The organism is Winogradskyella marincola (genome assembly GCF_029624125.1).
In the GTDB taxonomy this organism is placed as follows: Bacteria; Bacteroidota; Bacteroidia; order Flavobacteriales; family Flavobacteriaceae; genus Winogradskyella; species Winogradskyella marincola.
The window spans coordinates 123,804-140,946 of the sequence record NZ_JARSBN010000008.1 but is presented as its reverse complement, the minus strand read 5'-3'; the positions used below and the strand labels follow the sequence as shown (position 1 = coordinate 140,946).

Sequence of the window (17,143 nt, the reverse complement as noted above, 5' to 3'; positions counted from 1 at the left end):
TTTTTAGAGCTTAACTGTTCTATTACTGAAATGCAATTATGACAAGAGAAGAACTCATACAAAAATGGCTAGACCATAGCCTTAACTCAGAAGAGCAAAAAGCTTTTGAGCAGTTAGAGGACTATAAAGATTTAATGCAGCTTAACAATGCTTTACATTCTTTTAAGTCTCCAGAGTTCTCTGTGGGAAAAAATTACAAAGCATTACAACCAAATTTAAAAAAGAAAACTACACAAACTTGGTACAAACCACTGCTTAAAGTTGCTGCTATACTTGCTATATGCTTTAGTGTTTATTATTACACAACAACATTAGACAGTTCTTTTAATACTGAAATTGCATCGCAAACAACTATAGACTTACCCGACACTTCAGAAGTTATTCTTAACGCAAACTCTAATTTGGTTTTTAACGAAAACCATTGGAATGATAAACGCGAAGTGAAGCTTGACGGTGAAGCATTTTTTAAAGTTGCTAAAGGAAAGAAGTTTGATGTAATTACAGATAACGGAGTTGTGAGTGTTTTAGGAACACAATTTAACGTAAAGCAACGTGATGGTTACTTTGAAGTTATATGCTACGAAGGACTTGTAGGTGTTAAAACAAAAGACAATTACACAGAATTAAGACCAGGAAACGGTATAAAAATAATAGATGGGAAGCTATTTGCTAAAGAAAAAGAATCCACTGCGCAACCAGCTTGGTTGCGTAGTGAAAGCAACTTTACAAACACTCCTCTAAAACACGTTATTAAAGAATTAGAAAATTATTATAACATTAAGGTTGTTATAGATAAAGCTGATGCAAATAGACTATACACAGGTAGCTTTTCACATAAAAATCTAGATTTAGCATTGCAATCTGTAACAATACCATTAAATTTAAGCTATAGTAAGTCCGGAACTTCTATTGTATTAAAGCGTGAATAAACTTTTACATCGTGTTGTTTTATTTCTACTAATTTTCAACTTCTCTAATCTAGCATTTAGCCAAAAAGAGGAACCACAACAACTCGTTCAAATACTAGAGAGTTTAGAAAAACGCTATGAAGTAAAGTTTTCTTTTGAAACCAAAACTATTCTGAATATTGAGCTTTATCCTTTGAAGGAAAATCTCACTCTTGAAGAAGCTTTAGAACACCTAAGAGCAACTACAAATCTAAATTTTGAAGTTTTAAGTCGTCGTTTTATTGCTATAACACCGAGCGATAAAACCGTTCACAGACTAGAAGAAGTTGTTGTAAACAATTACTTATCCAAAGGTATATCTAAAACCAATAACGGAACTGTAACAGTAGATGCAAACGCCTTTGATATTCTACCAGGTCTTATAGAGCCAGATGTTTTACAGATTGTACAAAATTTACCAGGTGTAGTAAGTGTAGACGAGCGTATTTCTAACATAAACATTAGAGGAGGCACTAACGACGAAAATCTTATTCTTTATGAAGGCATAAGAATGTATCAGTCTGGTCACTTTTTTGGTTTAATTTCCGCATTTAACCCATATTTATCTGATGATATACGTATTTCTAAAAATGGTACAAGCGCACTCTTTGGCAATGGAGTTTCAGGTATTATTTCTATTAAAAACACTGACGAATTAGACAATAAATTTAGTGCAGGCATTGGCACCAACTTACTCAGTCTTGATGGTTATGCAAAAGTCCCTTTGAGTAAAAAAACTGAAATACAACTGTCTTTAAGACGCTCTTTTACTGATATTTTAGTTTCAAAAACTTATGATGCATACTTTGATAGAATCTTTAGAGACTCTGAGCTTAATACTGCCAATGATGTTAACTCTCTATTAGCACTAGATGAACGCTTTTTGTTTTATGATGCTAATGCCAAATTTCTATACGACATTAATGACACTTCTAAACTTAGAATAAGCCTACTTAACATATACAATAGCTTAGACTACAATCAGGTTTTTGCAAATTCTGACAACAATATACAAGAGACCAAAAGCGCTCTCAATCAAGTGAGTTTTGGTGCAAGCGCTACTTATTACAAAACTTTTGAGAATGATATAAAAACCTCAGCGCAGATGTATTATTCTAATTATGATTTGGATGCTCAGAATAACGACATTACCAATAACCAATTACTTATTCAAGAAAATAAAGTAGAAGATTATGGGTTGCGCTTTGACATAAAAAAAGCCATAGATAATGATATTGAAGTTAGAGGTGGTTATCAGTTTAATGAAGTTGGTGTTACTAATTTTGAAGATGTATCTAACCCAGATTTTACCAGCTTAGTAAAAGAGATTGTTAGAACTCATGCTATTTTTGGAGAAACTGAGCGCTATTCAAAATCTCATAACACTTACATTCGATTAGGAGCACGTATTAGTTATTTTGAAAAACTAAAAGAACTTGTATTAGAGCCAAGATTTGCTTTTAATCAAAAAATCTCTGATCACATAAGACTTGAAGTTTTAGGAGAGTTAAAAAGTCAGACAATTTCTCAGGTTATAGATTTACAACAAGACTTTTTTGGAATTGAAAAACGTCGATGGCAACTTTCTAATTTAGAGAGTGTACCACTTGTTAAGAGCCAGCAAATTTCATTAGGTTTAAGTTACAACCAGAATAATCTGTTTGTCTCTCTCGAGGGATATTACAAAAATGTTGAAGGCATTACTGCACAAAGTCAAGGGTTTCAAAATCAGTTTCAGTTTGTAAACGATATAGGAGCATATACTGTTACTGGCCTGGATTTCTTAATCAACAAGCGCTTTAATAATTTTAGTACATGGCTGAGCTATACTTTAAGCAACAATGACTATAAATTTAGCACTATAAACGAAGGCAGTTCTTTTACCAGTTCGTTAGATTTAACACATGTTGCCAATGCTTCGCTTACCTATAGTCTTAATAATTTTAAAATAGGCTTAGGTCTCAATTGGCACTCAGGCAGAGCCTATACAAAGCCTTTAGACAATCAAGATCATAGCAACTCTACCATTGAATACCAAAACCCTAACAGCTCTAGATTATCGGATTATTTTAGAGCTGACTTATCGGCTATTTATAAATTTCAACTTTCTAAAGGTATAAAAGCTGAAGCTGGAGCTTCAATTTGGAATATGTTTAATCAGAATAACATTTTGAACCGCTATTACACTTTAGACTCTGATGATAATATTATTGAAATCGATAATCGGTCTTTAAAATTTACACCTAATCTAAGTTTTAGAGTTAACTTCTAAACAATTTATAATGACAGAACAAGAACTCCACAAATTAAAATATCCAATAGGTAATTTTGAAAAGCCTGATAGAATAACCCAAGAACACCTTAAAAATTGGATTTCTACTCTTGAAAACTTTCCTCAAAACGTAGAAAATATAACCAAAAATTTAAGTGAAGTAGAACTAAACTACAACTACAGACCCAATGGCTGGACCATAAAACAAGTAGTACATCATTGTGCAGATAGCCACATAAATAGTATTATTAGATTTAAGCTAGCGCTTACTGAAGACACACCAACCATACGTCCTTATTTCGAAGATAGATTTGCCAAACTCATTGATTACTCAGAATCTCTTGAAGCCTCAATATCTATTTTAAAAGGCGTGCATCACAAACTTGGTGTACTATTAAATAATTTTTCTGAAGACGACTTAAAACGTGAATTTATTCACCCAGAACACGGAAAACGATTCTCTATTGCAGAAACTATTGGTGTTTATGCTTCGCACAGCAATCATCACTTTGCTCATATTGAACAAGCACTTGAGTATAAAGGAACTTTTAAACAAACTTAAGGATTTCCGTTAGCAGTACGCTCTTCTTTTTCCTTTTGTTTTTCAATATTCTTTTTAATCTTTTCTATTGCAGACTCAATAGATTTATCAGGCTCTATGAGATTGTATTTTCCCCAAAAATCTGGATCTGAAAAACCTGAAATAGCATCTGTAATAATTACTGAAGGTCTCAATTTATCTTTGCTTTTAATCTTTCGGTCTGTTGAATTTATTTCCCAATCCGTTACAGCCATTTCACTCGATAACGAGTAAACCTTGTTAAAAATCTCTCGTTTTTTATTCACTTTAAACTTTAAAAACAAATTAGAATAACTGTAGTACCACTTCCCTTCTTTCTCCTTATAATTAACCTTATAGTTAGCTTCTAAAGGATAAACTATAACATTACTTGGTTTCTTTTTTACCAAGAGATTTTTGCTTCTACTTTTATTACTAAGGTCTAAAGCATAATCTGCACTTACTAATGCCAAAGATTCGACATCAATAAATAGCTTACCATTATAACTGTAATTAAGCGCGTTGTTTTTTGGACTGAAATTTACCACGTAAACATTTCTATTATTCACATTAGAAGGTGAGTCAAATGAATAGTTGTAACTGTTTATAGTGGCATCTGTAAAAATATATTCAGGATACTTCATTATATCTAAAAAGATAGCAGAAAACGGACCTCCTTGAAGTTTTACAGAAACCGTATCTAGTCGTTTATAGTCTGTGCTTTTCCTCGCTTTATTTAGCGATATAGCATCTCTAACCGAAGACCTGTTAGGATACTTTAAAATATTAACTACAGCCTCAGTTAAAGAAACACTTCTATTACGCCTCTTAATTGTTTCTCTATAAAAAGCTGTCATATACACCGACTCGTCTTGATGGTTTTTGCTTTTTTTATCGAACACCTTTCTCACTAGACTTTCAGCATCTTTAAATGCCGAAATGTTAACTTCAGAAAGCTCGGTAACTGCCTTAAACAATTCTATTTTATTGTTTTCCTTAGATAATTCAGATAACGGAATTACTCTGGTATTATAACCCAAAAAGCTAACAACAACCTTAGAATCCAGATATTCATTTAAGACTTTTAAAACAAATTCACCTTCAGAATTTGTAATAGTACTTACATTGGTTTCATTAACATTAAGACTAACCGCTTCTAGCGTCTTATTTGTTTTACCGTCTACGACTTTACCACTAAACTCAGAGTAATTCTCCTGAGCCGTTAAGGTAAATGTTACCAGCAAAGCAATGATAAATGTGCTGGCAAGAGATTTAAAAAATAATGTTGTTTTCATAGCATAACTCATTAACTATTAACCCCTTCTAAGATACTTAAAAACAGGCAAAATACTGCTTAGTATATTGTTAAAACTACCGTTATAGCTATGCTTGGTAAGATATTTCCTAAAAAAACTACATGCGCTCTGGCACATCTATGCCCAAAATGCTAAACGCATTTTTCACAGTCTGTCCAACAGCTTTAGACAGCTGCACTCTAAAGACTTTTTCTTCCTCCTTATCAGCTCCAAGAATAGATACATTTTGATAGAATGAATTAAAATCTTTAACCAAATCGTAAGTATAGTTAGCAACTAAAGCAGGACTATGCTGCGATGCTGCATTTTGTATAACTTCCGGAAACTGCTCTAACTGTTTTAGAAGCTCTCTTTCTTTATCATGAAGTGAGACTTCGGCCGCATTCAGCGTAATATTTTCATCTATGTTAGACTTTCTTAAAATAGACTGAATTCTCGCATATGTATACTGAATGAATGGTCCTGTATTTCCTTGAAAATCTATAGACTCTTTAGGATCGAATAGAATTCGTTTTTTAGGATCCACTTTTAAGATGTAATATTTAAGCGCACCCAAACCAATGGTTTTGTATAATGCTTTTTTATCCTCCTCTGAATAATCATCTAGCTTTCCTAATTCTTTAGAAATCTCCTCTGCAGTATCTGCCATTTCTTGTATAAGATCGTCCGCATCTACTACAGTACCTTCTCTACTCTTCATTTTACCACTTGGCAAATCTACCATACCATAACTTAGATGGTATAGATTTTTTGCCCAATCGAAGCCTAGTTTTTTTAGGATTAAAAACAATACTTTAAAGTGATAATCTTGCTCGTTACCAACAGTATACACCATACCTCCAACATCTGGATAATCCTTAATACGTTGAATCGCTGTACCAATATCTTGAGTCATATAAACCGCTGTTCCGTCAGCTCTTAATACGATCTTTCTATCTAAACCTTCATCTGTTAAATCACACCAAACCGAACCATCAGGATCTTCTTCGAAAACTCCTGTTTTTAAACCTTCAGCAACAAATTCTTTTCCTAAAAGATAGGTTTGACTTTCGTAATAATATTTATCAAAATCTACACCTATAGCCTTGTAAGTCTCTTCAAAACCTTCGTAAACCCAACCATTCATTTTTTCCCAAAGCGCTACAACCTCAGCATCTCCTGCCTCCCACTTACGTAGCATTTCTTGGGCTTCACTTCCTATTTTACTAATGCTTGTAAAATATTCGTTTTTAAACTCTTTTCTAAACTCAACAAAAATCTCACTCGACATATCATCACCATTCAAGGACTTCTCATTGTACTTCTCAATTAGCATTTTTTGAGTTGCCTCCTTTTTTGAGAATTCTTCACGCTTTAGAATCGCATCGTTAGTATGTAACCAATCTGAGTACTCTTCTTGGAAAACCTTTTCAAATTCTACGTAGTAATTCCCAACCAGTTTATCACCTTTTAATCCAGTAGATTCTGGTGTTTCTCCATTACCAAAACGTTGCCAAGCCAACATACTTTTACAAATATGAATACCTCTATCATTTATAATCTGCGTTTTATAAACCTTTTTTCCTGAAGCTTTTATAATCTCAGAAACAGAGTAGCCTAAAAGTACATTTCTAACATGTCCTAGATGCAGTGGCTTATTAGTATTGGGTGAAGAATACTCTACCATTACGGCTTTATCGTCTTTTAAGCTTGCAAAACCATAATTGCTTTGATCCTTTATTGTATTGAAGAAATCTACATAATATGTATCATCGATTTCTATGTTCAAAAAACCTTTTACAACATTAAACCCTTTAACCAGAGTAACATTATCCTTAAGATATTGCCCTATCTGCTCGCCAATAACCACAGGATTTCCTTTTACCACACGCAACATAGGAAAAACAACAACAGTGATATCTCCTGCAAACTCTTTTCGAGTTGCCTGAAATTCTACTGATTCTAAATCTGCTTGAAACAATTCCTTTATAGCTGCTTTAACGTGTAATTCTAAAGTATCCTGAAGCTTCATATTCTTATTTTATTTTGGCTTTTAAAAACGCTTGCAAAGATAGGAGTTTTATTATTCTATTAAGACAATAGCGCATCATTATTCCCTATTTTTAGAGACATAAAATTTACTTTAATAAAAAATGGAACGAAAACCACATCTTCTCAAAGGCATTCCTGTTTTAGCCTCTCTGAATATTAAAAAGACCGTAGAATTTTATAAAACTAAGCTTGGCTTTAATAAGATTGGTTATTTAGACGATAATTACGCAGTAATTGCTCGCGATAACTTTGTGGTTCATTTTTGGAAATGCGACGACAAAATTCATCCAGAAAACACAAGTTGCTATGTAGATGTTGAAGATATCGATACACTCTACGAAGAATTGAAAACTTTTGGTGTTATTCATCCAAACGGCACTTTAAAAAACCATCCTTATGGTATGCGAGAATTTGCCATTTTAGATCTCGACGGAAATATGATAAAATTCGGACAAGAAATTGACGAATAAATAAATTTTAACACCTTACAACCCAAATACAAAATATTGAATTTCAATTTATTACACAAAACATGCATTTCATCGACAAAACGGTAGTTTTCCTAAGATTTTTGCCGTTAATCGATACAATATTTTTTTCTTGAATTTCATCTGTCACTTCATCTAATTTATTAGCATTAAATCCCAATAATTAGCGTATTTAAGAGCATTATGGCATTTTTGAAATGCTATTAACAAATGTCCCAAACATTAAAATGAGGCTTTATAATCGAACATTAACCGCGTTGTTATTGTTTAGTGTTGACTTACTTTTTACCCCTCACTATAAAAGTTACGTAAACCAAAACATAACACATCGTTTAACATATGTTAAGTGATGAAGCAGTTAATGACATTAACTGTTTTTATTTTAACTTTCATTGGCTATGCTCAAAATGAAAGAATAGACGACCTTACCGTAAAATTAGCGTATCACCAGGCTGATTCTGCAAAAGTTGATCTTTCATTAACGCTCATAGAAGAGCTCTACACCATTAAAGATTACGAAAAAGCTTTGCTCTACGTAAATCAAACAGCCAAACTTTCTGAAAAACTTAAATATACTAAAGGTCTTGCTGAAAGCACTTATTACAGAGCGCTTATCTATACCCAACGCAACGATTATTTTAATGCTATTGACAACTATGACAAGTCCAGAAAATATTATCTGCAAATTAGCGACACCCTTGGTATTGCTAAAGTTAGCAACAGTATTGGACTTATAGAGATAAAACGAGGCAATTATTCTGTTGGTCTTCAAAATTCATTGTCTGCCATTGATATTTTTGAAAAACAAAATCTTTACGACGAATTAAGCTCTGCATATAACAACTTAGCTGAGGCTTATTTTAAAACCAACCAGATAGATAAAGCCATAGATTTTAACTTTAAAGCTCTTGATGTTAGAAAAAAAATAAATGATAGAGACGGTATTATTGCTTCTACAAAAAATGTTGCAGACCTCTATTCTTCAAGAAAAGAACATCGTAAGGCTATTGAGTACTATGAAAATGTCTTAGAGATGCTAAATCCTACCAAAGACCAAAACTTACGAGGTGAGATTTTACCAAAGCTTGGTAGCGAATATTTAGAATTTAGAGAGTACGAAAAAGCTTCAGAATATCTTGTAGAAGGGCTAAAATACAATAGAAAGCAAAACAACCAAGAAGGCATTTTATTGGCATTAAATGCTATTGGCAACTTAAATCTTCAAAGACAAAAAGTAAAATTAGCAGAAATACAACTTAATGAAGCCTATAACATTGCTCAAAACATTGATAACAAACCTGCTCTTTTAAAAAACTACAAGCTTCATATAGCATTAGATTCTACTCGTGGTTATTTTCAGAATGCCTTTTTCTGGCAAAACAAGTATTACGACTTAAAGGATGAACTCAACAAAGTAGATCAACCTGTTTTTCCTGTTAACACTGAACCTTTAGATTTAATAAATTCTAATCCTATTGAAGAAGAAATAGACAGTTTTGAGGTTAAAGAAAACAATAATAAAGTAATAAAAACCTGGCTAAACAATCCAATGGTTGTGTATGGAGCACTTGCAAGCTCTGCTATTTTACTTACCTTATTACTGCTAAACTTTTTGAAAAGTAAAAATTATAGAAATACCTTAATTGAACAAAGAGAAAAGCTAAAACAAGAACAGATACGTAGCGAAGCTATACTAGAACAAACGCATCATCTAGAAGAGGTTAACCAGGTAAAGGACAAATTATTCTCTATAGTTTCTCACGATTTAAAAGATTCTATTTCATCAATTAAGGCCTTTTTAGATTTATTAAAAGAAGATAGTATTTCTAAAGAAGAGTTTAGAGAATTAATACCTGAATTAAGCGAAAATGCGAATAACGCATCGTCTCTACTCTTTAATTTATTGAACTGGTCTAAGTCTCAAATGCAGAATTTAGAACCAAACCCAGAGCTATTTAACATTCAAGAAGTATTCCATACCAAAATGGCATTGGTAGAACAAAAGGTTGAAGATAAACGTATAGTTCTAATTGATGAGTCTCAACGCGATTTTGTTTATGCAGACAAGAGTATGGTTGAGATTGTTATTCAGAATTTAATAACTAATGCTGTTAAATTTAGCAGAACTGGAGATGTTATTACCGTGTCTAACCAAAGTATTAATGGCAAAGCTCTAATATGTGTTGAAGATACAGGTGTTGGTATTTCTGAAGAAAATATCAACAAGCTTTTTAATGCCAACAAAAACTTTACAACAATTGGTACTAAAAACGAAAAAGGTACTGGTCTTGGGTTAACTATCGCAAAAGATTTAGTTGAATTAAACAACGGAAAAATTTGGGTAGAAAGTACCGTTAATGTTGGTAGTAAATTCTTTATAGAACTTCCTAAGTCTACACCTAAAGCTTAGGTGCAAAAAAACTCTGAAATTTAGATTAAGCTTTTGGCAAAAACACTTCTGCCATCATGCAACGAGCACTTCCACCTCCACAAGTTTCTATAGTCTCTAATGAACTCGAAATTATTGGGCAATGTTTTTCTATTTTATTAACCTGATCTTTTGTTAAGCTTTTATGAGCCGCTTGGCTCATTATTAGATAGCGCTGATTATCCTTGCCTCTAAGCTGTAACATATTACCTGCAAACTGATGCATTTGAGATTCTGAAATGGCAATAACCTCTTTACCATCTGCTTTTAGGTGTTTTATCACATTTTTGCGCTCTTTTTTATCGTCTATAGTATCTAAGCAAATAACAGCAAAGGTTTCGGCTAAACACATCATTACATTAGTATGATAAATTGGCAAACGCTTTCCTTCTACAGTTTGGTTAGCTATAAAAACAACTGGAGTATATTCAAAATCTTCGCAAAATTCTATAAACAATTCTTCGTCTGCTCTAGGTGATAAAGCACAATATGCTTTTCTATTAACTCTGTCTAAAATAAGACTACCTGTACCTTCTAAGAAAACACCTTCTTCTTCAGCCGAAGTATAGTCTATAATATTTTTAATTTCAAAACCTTCATTTTCTAACCTTACAAGCACTTCTTCTCTACGCTCTTTGCGTCGGTTTTCTGCAAACATAGGATACAGAGCTACATCTCCACTATTATGAAAGCTTACCCAATTATTAGGAAAAATAGAATCTGGAGTATCCACAGATTTATCATCATGCTCAACTACAACATTAATACCAACAGCCTTTAATTTTTCTACAAAAGCATCAAATTCTTCTTGAGCTTTGGCATTGATTTCTGCATTTTTTAAATCAATTTCTTCTTGAAAATAATTATTTATAGCTGTCTGCTCATTCATCCTAAAGTTTACAGGACGAATCATTAATATAGTATCTGTAGTTTGTTGCATTTTGTAATTAAATAGAAATGAAATACGTGCAAATTTATCTCATTTTTAACACGAAAACAACACAAAAGTCTAAACAGTTTTTAACCAATCGAGAGCTTCTTCTCGTTTCTGAAACAATTTAATATTCCAGTTTTTTTCTTTGTTCATTGTAATTAAAGTTTCCGTAGTCATTTCGCTTATTATAGTATGCGTAACCACAGCCATAGCTTTAATTTCTGTTAGAGTACCTATTAGTCGTTGTGCTTCAAAAGTATAGGTATAAGAATGCTTTTTATTAACTAATAAAGAAAAAGGGGATTTAAGATAAGAGAGCAAAAACTCATGATATTCTTCTACCATGGTTTCGTTCATTATAATTTCATTATCTATAATAACTTCCGCGATGTCAGGCTCAATAATATTTATCTGACCAAAGCTTAATTTATAAACTTTCATAATAACAAATAATAAGTAAATTTAGCTAAAATTAATTAGCATGAAAAAACTAATTTTCCTACTCATACTACCTTGTTTATTTTCAGGATGTTATGACAAATCCACAAAAAGCCAAACTAAAGAAATTGGAGATTTATTAACCGTTTTTGAAAAAAGTAACGGAACAGAAACTGCTACCTACCAAGAGACAATTCAGTTTTATACAGACTTAGCAGATAGCTACAAGGAAATTTCTATCCGAGAAATGGGCAAGACAGATTCTGGCGAACCTTTGCATATCGTAATATATAATCCTACTGAGATTCATAATGACTTTGATCTTTTAAGAAAAAACCACAGAATTTTATTAATTAATAACGGTATACATCCTGGTGAATCTGATGGTATTGATGCTACCATGATGCTCTATAGAGACATGGCACAAGACAAAATCGAAGCACCAATACAAACGGTTTTAGTGACAATTCCAATCTATAACATAGGTGGAAGTCTTAATAGAAATTCTGGAACACGCACCAACCAAAATGGCCCAAAAGAATATGGCTTTAGAGGCAATGCTCGCAATTATGATTTAAATAGAGATTTTATAAAATGTGATACCGAAAATGCTAAGGCATTTGCTGAAATATTTCATACTGTAAAGCCAGATGTTTTTATAGACAACCATGTAAGTAATGGCGCAGATTACCAATATACTTTAACACATTTATTTACACAACACAACAAGTTAGGTGGCAATTTGGGTGCTTATCTTCACTTAGAGATGATGCCAAAACTTGAACAAAAATTAGCAGAAAAAAAATGGGACATAACACCTTATGTTAATGTCTTTAACCGTACTCCTGAGTCTGGTTTTTCTCAATTTTTTGATTCTCCTCGTTATTCTACAGGCTATACAACATTATTTAATACCCTTGGTATGATGGTAGAAACGCATATGCTAAAACCATACAAGCAACGTGTTGAAGGCACTTACGAGTTAATGAAAAGCATGATAGAAATTACCGAAGCAGATGCTGATAAAATATCCGAATTACGAAGTGCTCAACAACTCAAATGGAAACCTGGTAATGACTATCCTATTTCATGGGTAGTTGATACCACAAAATCAACATCTTTACAATTTAAAGGCTATGAAGGCCAAATGCTAAAAAGTGATTTAACAGGAGCGCAACGCTTAAAATACGACAGGTCTCAACCTTTTACCAAGCCTGTTGAGTACCAAAACTTTTTTATACCTTCTGGTAACATAACTATACCTAAAGCCTACATTATACCTCAAGGATGGCATAATGTTATAGACTTACTTAAGTTAAATAAAGTGGAATTAATTCCTTTTAAAAAAGACACCACTTTAACCGTAGAATCTTATAGAATTGAGGATTACAAAACCAGAACATCTCCTTACGAAGGACATTATTCGCACTACAACACAAAAGTAAAAGCGTCTAAGCAAAACATTACTTTTAGACAAGGAGACTTTTTGGTAAAGACAGATCAAAATGCCATTAGATACATTATTGAAACCTTAGAACCTGCTGCTCCAGATTCGTTTTTCAACTGGAATTTCTTTGATACCATTTTACAACAAAAAGAAGGGTTTTCGCCTTACGTATGGGAAGACAGAGCCAAACAGCTTTTAAGAGAAAATCCGAAGTTGCAAATTGAGTATAATATAAAGATCAGTTATGATGAAGAATTTGCCAACAACTGGTATGCGCAACTAGATTGGTTACACAAAAAGAGTAAGCATTATGAAAAAGCACATTTGCAGTATCCTATATACAGACTAAAATAAACCTCAAAAAATGAACAATATTGGTGTTGCTTCAATAGTAATAATTATAATAAACTTTATAGTTTCCATAAGAGGTTTTAAGAATTACAACTTTTTTGAAGGGTACAAATTTCATGTAGATAAAATCTTAATTCAAAAAGATTACATAAGATTAATAAGCTCAGGATTTTTACATGCAGGCTGGAGTCACTTAGCTTTCAACATGATAAGCTTCTACATATTCAGTAATTTATTGGAACAAAAAATTGGTTCTATTTTATTTATACTAATTTATATATCTAGCCTTATTGGAGGAAACCTCTTTGCGCTATACGTACATAGGAATCATGGAGACTATTCAGCAATAGGTGCTTCTGGCGCTGTATCTGGAATCATATTTGCCTGTATAGCACTTTATCCTGGGCTTGATATTGGCCTCTTACTACTTCCGATTTTTATTCCAAGTTGGATTTTTGGAGTTTTATTTGTCTTAATTTCTATATATGGTATAAAGACAAAAAGAGACAACATTGGCCATGAGGCACATTTAGGAGGAGCTATTATTGGATTACTTGTCGCTATTATTATTCATCCAAATGCTATCACCAAAAACTATAGTGCAATTCTTTTAATTTTAATTCCAACATTAGCATTTATCTACTTAATTGTATCAAAACCTCATTTTCTTCTAACAGATAAAATAAACTTCAAAAAGGAGAGTGCACCTTTATCCTTTGAACAAAAATACAATTCTGAAAAAGTAGACAAACAAAAAGAGCTCGATAAACTCTTAGATAAAATAAGCAAAAAAGGAATTGATAAATTATCTAAAAAAGAAAAAGAAAGGTTAAAAAACCTCTCTAAATAGTTACACCAACAACTTAATATTGGCATAGCTGTTTTCTAAAGCTTTTTGTGCAGATTTTTCGTCTAACCACTCTACTTTAGTAATACCTTCTTTTTCTTGAGGGTAAAGTTTACCATCAAATTTGGTTTTCATTTCAAACCAATAGGTAACCTTAATCTTATGCTTACCGTTGCGCTTAAAAATATGATATGTTGTTGGTAAAGGCTTGGTAATTTTTAATCCCTCTACTCCAGTCTCCTCTTCTACTTCTCGTATAGCCGTTTCTTCAATAGACTCCTTACCTTCTGCCTTACCTTTAGGCAAATCCCATTTATTATTTCGGTAAATAAACAACACCTCATTATTAGCATTGTAAGCTTTACCTCCACCAGCAATAACGTTGGGCAAAAGTTTCAAAAAGTGTTTTAAAAGCTTATCAGGATTATTATGTATTAAATGTACAGCTTTAAGATCTGTATTATTAAGCACTTTGATAACCTTACCTATATTAACAGACTTAAGAAGAAACGATTTAAAATCGGTCTCCTTTTCAACTTTTGTAGTTAAAATTATAGGCTTATCGCCTACATAAATAGTGTACATAGATTGGGTTAGTTATAACTTATCAATTGTAAAAGTATTATTTTTTATTAAACCACTTTTAAACTTAGAATTAAATTAGTTTAAAATTTAAAAACTTATAAAATTCATTAATTTTGCAACTATGATTTTTAACAAAGAAACCGCAAAAAAAACCGCAGAAGTTTTATTGCAAATTAATGCTATAAAACTACAACCAAAAGAACCATTTACATGGGCTTCTGGATGGAAATCACCAATATACTGCGACAACAGAATTGTACTTTCTTATCCACTTATAAGAAATTACATTAGAGAAACCATGGCAAAACACATAGAAGACCACTATGGCAAACCAGATGTTATTGCTGGAGTTGCAACCGGAGCCATTGGTATTGGAGCTTTGGTAGCCGAATATTTAAATCTTCCATTTGTTTATGTAAGACCAGAAGCAAAAAAGCATGGTCGTCAAAATCAGGTTGAAGGTCATATAGAAAAAGGGCAAACCGTAGTTGTAGTAGAAGACTTAATAAGTACCGGAAAAAGTAGTCTTAACGCTGTTGCAGCTTTAAAAGAAGCCGAAGTAAATGTAAAAGGTATGGTTGCCATTTTTTCTTACGGATTTGATGTTGCACAAAAGAACTTTAACGATGCCAACATAGAATTACACACCCTTGGCAACTACGAAAATCTTTTAGAGCAAGCCCTAGACACTAACTATATTACCAAAGCAGAACAAGACATTTTAGCACAATGGAATGCTAATCCTAGCGAATGGAATGCTAATTGATATATTATCGTTGAGTCGTTTAGTTGTTGATTCGTTTAAACCCATTAAAATAAAACGACATCAACTTAACGCATAAACAAATAAACAACTTAACATTACTAAACAATGAATTTAGAATCACCAAAGGTTACTTTAGATAAATCTGCTGAAGAAACGTTCAATTTCTTGTCAGACGTTAAAAATTTTGAAACTCTAATGCCAGAGAACATTAGCAAGTTTGAAGTTCTAGACAACGATAAATTTCTTTTTGCTTTAAAAGGAATGCCAGAAATAGTCCTTAAGAAAAAAGAAGAAATACCTCATAGCAAAATTGTTTTAGGTGCAGCTGGCGGAAAGTTAGATTTCTCTCTTATTGGCCATATTACAGAAGTAGAAGCTAATAAAAGTGACGTACAGTTAACTTTTAGCGGAGAGTTTAACGCCATGATGGCTATGATGATAAAAGGACCAATAAACAAATTTATTGAAACCCTTGTAACCAATATGAAAACTGCGATCTAATAAAGCAAGGTCACTTGTTTTAAATCAAAAGTTTTTATTACATCATCTTCGGTCCAAACGTTAAGTTTGCCAGTTTCAGTTATACCCTTTATAATTCCAGAAAAGGTAGTACCATCTTCATTTTTAAATGTTGAAGGTTTATCTTTTCTGAATAAAAGGGATTCGTATTCTACTTTTAATTTCTCATAGTCTTTAGACTCTAAAATTGCAAAATAATATTGTAGCTGTTTTAGAATTTGAGATAAAACTTCATCTTTATTATATACAACACCAGTAAGCAAGCTCATTGATGAAGCTTTAGGTAAATTGTCAAAATATTTTTGATTTACATTCAGTCCAAAACCTATAATAGAGCCCTTAAGCTGGTTTTGTTTTATAACATTCTCTATTAATGTTCCGCAAATTTTCTTATTTGCTGACAAAATGTCGTTAGGCCATTTTATAGATAATTGTGAGATTTTTAAAATATCCAGTGCTTTACAAATAGATAAAGCTACAGCCATACTTATATAAAATTGTTTTTCTACATCAACAAACCCAAAAGCCTTAAACACACTAGCGGTAAGGTTTTTACCATCTTCTGTTTGCCAAGTTGTGCCCATTTGACCTCTTCCTTGCGTCTGATGATCAGCCACTACAACCGTAAAATCTTTTGGTAAATTAACAGATGCCATAGCCTTTAAGTAACTGTTTGTAGAGTCAATGGCATTAAGTTTGATTATGTACATACAAATAAAGGGTCTATTTTTATGGTTTTCTTATGACATTTAGGGTCTACAAGAACTAAAAAAATAATAACTTTGCATAAATTTAATTCAATTTAATGACGAAAGAAAAAACTAGTGCAGACCAACTCATTACAACAATCATTGCTGGAATAGAAGAGGTTAAAGGGAAAGAGATTACAATTTTAGATTTACGAGATATCGAAAATACGGTTTGCGATTATTTTATAGTTTGTGAAGGTACTTCTAACACACAAGTTAACGCAATCGTCAACTCCATACAAAAAATAGTCAGTAAAGCTACTAAAGACAAACCTTGGCATGTAGAAGGTACAGACAATGCCGAATGGGTTTTAATGGACTATGTTAATGTAGTGGTACACGTTTTTCAAAAACACATAAGAGAATACTACGACATTGAGAGTCTTTGGGGAGACGCTAAAATGACGCAAATAGAAACAAGTTACTAAACACAAAACGATTACTGCTTAGGTATACTTAAGCGAAG

At 32.4% G+C, this 17,143-nt stretch carries 16 protein-coding genes; 10 read left to right on the top strand and 6 right to left on the bottom strand.

All coding sequences use genetic code 11. The features are described from left to right. Positions 1-38 precede the first annotated feature (38 nt). From P7122_RS13970 to P7122_RS13960, 3 genes are read left to right on the top strand one after another with little or no spacing between them, the layout of a single operon-like run. Positions 39-929 (top strand): FecR family protein, encoded by an 891-nt coding sequence (locus P7122_RS13970; protein WP_278006411.1) that lies wholly within the window; start codon positions 39-41, stop codon positions 927-929. Next, entirely contained in the window at positions 922-3,219 is a 2,298-nt protein-coding gene (locus P7122_RS13965) for a TonB-dependent receptor domain-containing protein (protein ID WP_278006410.1), read from the top strand. The genes P7122_RS13970 and P7122_RS13965 overlap by 8 nt, the downstream gene beginning before the upstream one ends. 10 nt (positions 3,220-3,229) lie before the next feature. After that, a complete protein-coding gene (locus tag P7122_RS13960; RefSeq protein WP_278006409.1) occupies positions 3,230-3,781 on the top strand; it encodes a YfiT family bacillithiol transferase in 552 nt (183 codons plus the stop codon). Here the strand turns inward: P7122_RS13960 and P7122_RS13955 are convergent. Further along, on the bottom strand, positions 3,778-5,073 hold the full coding sequence (locus tag P7122_RS13955; RefSeq protein ID WP_278006408.1) for a carboxypeptidase-like regulatory domain-containing protein: 1,296 nt from the start codon (positions 5,071-5,073) through the stop codon (positions 3,778-3,780). The two genes, P7122_RS13960 and P7122_RS13955, sit on opposite strands and share 4 nt — an antisense overlap. Positions 5,074-5,191: 118 nt before the next feature. Beyond that, positions 5,192-7,105 (bottom strand): arginine--tRNA ligase, encoded by a 1,914-nt coding sequence (gene argS / locus P7122_RS13950; protein WP_278006407.1) that lies wholly within the window; start codon positions 7,103-7,105, stop codon positions 5,192-5,194. Positions 7,106-7,226: 121 nt separating this feature from the next. On the opposite strand from argS, the gene P7122_RS13945 reads away from it, so the two are divergent. Both P7122_RS13945 and P7122_RS13940 read left to right on the top strand, forming a co-directional pair. Continuing rightward, on the top strand, positions 7,227-7,595 hold the full coding sequence (locus tag P7122_RS13945) for a bleomycin resistance protein (protein WP_278006406.1): 369 nt from the start codon (positions 7,227-7,229) through the stop codon (positions 7,593-7,595). Between the two features lie 367 nt (positions 7,596-7,962). Then, positions 7,963-10,023: a tetratricopeptide repeat-containing sensor histidine kinase gene (locus tag P7122_RS13940; RefSeq protein WP_278006451.1), complete on the top strand. Its 2,061-nt coding sequence runs from the start codon at positions 7,963-7,965 to the stop codon at positions 10,021-10,023. A 25-nt stretch (positions 10,024-10,048) separates the two neighbouring features. Here P7122_RS13940 and ctlX read toward each other — a convergent pair whose 3' ends face one another. Both ctlX and P7122_RS13930 read right to left on the bottom strand, forming a co-directional pair. After that, positions 10,049-10,981, bottom strand: coding sequence for a citrulline utilization hydrolase CtlX (gene ctlX / locus P7122_RS13935; protein ID WP_278006405.1), 933 nt, complete (start codon positions 10,979-10,981; stop codon positions 10,049-10,051). A gap of 69 nt (positions 10,982-11,050) precedes the next feature. Then, the gene (locus P7122_RS13930) at positions 11,051-11,416 is read right to left on the bottom strand and encodes a DUF7793 family protein (RefSeq protein WP_278006404.1); all 366 of its coding nucleotides are present in this window, start codon (positions 11,414-11,416) and stop codon (positions 11,051-11,053) included. A gap of 40 nt (positions 11,417-11,456) precedes the next feature. Between P7122_RS13930 and P7122_RS13925 the strand changes: the two genes are divergently transcribed. After that, on the top strand, positions 11,457-13,214 hold the full coding sequence (locus P7122_RS13925) for a M14 family metallopeptidase (protein WP_278006403.1): 1,758 nt from the start codon (positions 11,457-11,459) through the stop codon (positions 13,212-13,214). Between the two features lie 10 nt (positions 13,215-13,224). Continuing rightward, positions 13,225-14,061 (top strand): rhomboid family intramembrane serine protease, encoded by an 837-nt coding sequence (locus tag P7122_RS13920; RefSeq protein WP_278006402.1) that lies wholly within the window; start codon positions 13,225-13,227, stop codon positions 14,059-14,061. Here P7122_RS13920 and P7122_RS13915 read toward each other — a convergent pair whose 3' ends face one another. After that, a complete protein-coding gene (locus P7122_RS13915; protein ID WP_278006401.1) occupies positions 14,062-14,643 on the bottom strand; it encodes an NUDIX hydrolase in 582 nt (193 codons plus the stop codon). Between the two features lie 121 nt (positions 14,644-14,764). Here P7122_RS13915 and pyrE point away from each other — a divergent pair, with 121 nt between their 5' ends. Both pyrE and P7122_RS13905 read left to right on the top strand, forming a co-directional pair. Continuing rightward, a complete protein-coding gene (gene pyrE, locus P7122_RS13910; RefSeq protein ID WP_278006400.1) occupies positions 14,765-15,409 on the top strand; it encodes an orotate phosphoribosyltransferase in 645 nt (214 codons plus the stop codon). A gap of 105 nt (positions 15,410-15,514) precedes the next feature. Continuing rightward, positions 15,515-15,910: an SRPBCC family protein gene (locus P7122_RS13905; RefSeq protein ID WP_278006399.1), complete on the top strand. Its 396-nt coding sequence runs from the start codon at positions 15,515-15,517 to the stop codon at positions 15,908-15,910. Here P7122_RS13905 and P7122_RS13900 read toward each other — a convergent pair. Continuing rightward, positions 15,907-16,638: a biotin--[acetyl-CoA-carboxylase] ligase gene (locus P7122_RS13900; protein WP_278006398.1), complete on the bottom strand. Its 732-nt coding sequence runs from the start codon at positions 16,636-16,638 to the stop codon at positions 15,907-15,909. The genes P7122_RS13905 and P7122_RS13900 overlap by 4 nt on opposite strands. A 95-nt stretch (positions 16,639-16,733) precedes the next feature. Between P7122_RS13900 and rsfS the strand changes: the two genes are divergently transcribed. Then, positions 16,734-17,105: a ribosome silencing factor gene (gene rsfS / locus P7122_RS13895; protein WP_278006397.1), complete on the top strand. Its 372-nt coding sequence runs from the start codon at positions 16,734-16,736 to the stop codon at positions 17,103-17,105. Positions 17,106-17,143: the final 38 nt, after the last annotated feature.